1 protein-coding gene is annotated in these 1,251 nt (G+C 49.2%); it reads right to left on the bottom strand.

Annotated elements, in window-relative coordinates:
• Positions 1 to 19: 19 nt before the first annotated feature.
• Positions 20 to 1,234: an RNA-guided endonuclease InsQ/TnpB family protein gene (locus B8983_RS13820; protein WP_143736202.1), complete on the bottom strand. Its 1,215-nt coding sequence runs from the start codon at positions 1,232 to 1,234 to the stop codon at positions 20 to 22.
• Positions 1,235 to 1,251 lie beyond the last annotated feature (17 nt).

Consider the following 1,251-nt stretch of genomic DNA (forward strand, 5'->3'; position numbering starts at 1 on the left):
ACGGGGATTCCTACTGAGCTCAGGCTGCTAGAGCTTGAGTCACTTCGGCGGGTTCCTGCTTCACAGAGTGGTCTGACTGCCCCAACTCTCCACAGGCTAACAAGCGATGTCCTCGCTCTAAAATATTGATCGCACCCACCAGATCGGCGTTATTCTCATAGCCACACTCAACGCACTCGAACTTGGCTTGCGTCTTGCGGTTGTCTTTCGATACATGACTACAACACGGACAGGTACGGCTGGTGTTGTGGGGTGGCAAGGCTAGCAAAATACCTCCTCGCCAAGTCATCTTGTACTCCAGTTGCCGCCTAAACTCACCCCATCCCTGATCGAGAATCGCACGGTTTAGACCCGACTTCTGTTTCACCATTTTGCCGTGTTCTTCGCTATTGCCCTTGGAAGACCTGGACATATTCCGAACCTGCAAATCCTCAATACATACGAGCGCGTGGTTTTGGCTGATCGTCGTTGTGATTTTGTGCAGGTAGTCTTTGCGAGCGTGAGCGATTGCGCGATGGATCCTCTGGATTTTGGTTTTTGCTTTCTGCCAATTGTTGCTGAATTTGACTTTGCGGCTCATGCGACGCTGATAGCGTGCGAGTCGTTCCTGGTGCTTCTTAAAACTGTTGATTGGCTCGATGTGACTACCATCGCTCATCGTAGCAAATCGAACAACACCAACATCAATGCCGATCGCTGTTGTTGCTGGAGGCAAAGATGGTTCAACTTCTCGCTCCGTCTGGATCGATACAAACCACTTTGCACAGGAGTGAGTGACGGTCACGTTTTTGACTTCACCCAAAACTTCGCGGCTGTTTCGATAGCGCATCCAACCCAGCTTGGGGAGAAAGATACGACTATTGCGTTGATCGAGCTTGCATCCTTGCGGATAGCGATAGCTATCTGATTGACCCTTTTTCTTAAAACGAGGGAAATTTGCACGCTGAGAGAAAAAGTTGATATAAGCACGCTCTAGGTCTTTCAGCGTTTGCTGTAAGGCTTGACTTGGGGATTCTTTCAGCCAGGCAAGATTTGGATCTTGCTTCCACAGCGGAAGTAGGTTTGCTAAGACGGTGTAGCTGAATCGGATGGTTGGATCCGAGGCGTACTGCTCTTTTTGCCACGCCAATGCTTTATTGAAAACGAAGCGACAAGCACCTGCAAAGCGCCGCATCTTGCGCTGTTGTTGACCATGAGGCATTAGCTCAAATTGATACGCTTGAAGTCGTTGCATACTGTAATTATATACAG

The sequence above is a fragment of the Polynucleobacter kasalickyi genome (genome assembly GCF_900176405.1).
Taxonomy (GTDB): Bacteria; Pseudomonadota; Gammaproteobacteria; order Burkholderiales; family Burkholderiaceae; genus Polynucleobacter; species Polynucleobacter kasalickyi.

Bases quoted from the DNA above. Each gene is read 5' to 3' on its own strand.
- B8983_RS13820 (WP_143736202.1), bottom strand. From the start codon at position 1,234: ATGCAACGACTTCAAGCGTATCAATTTGAGCTAATGCCTCATGGTCAA.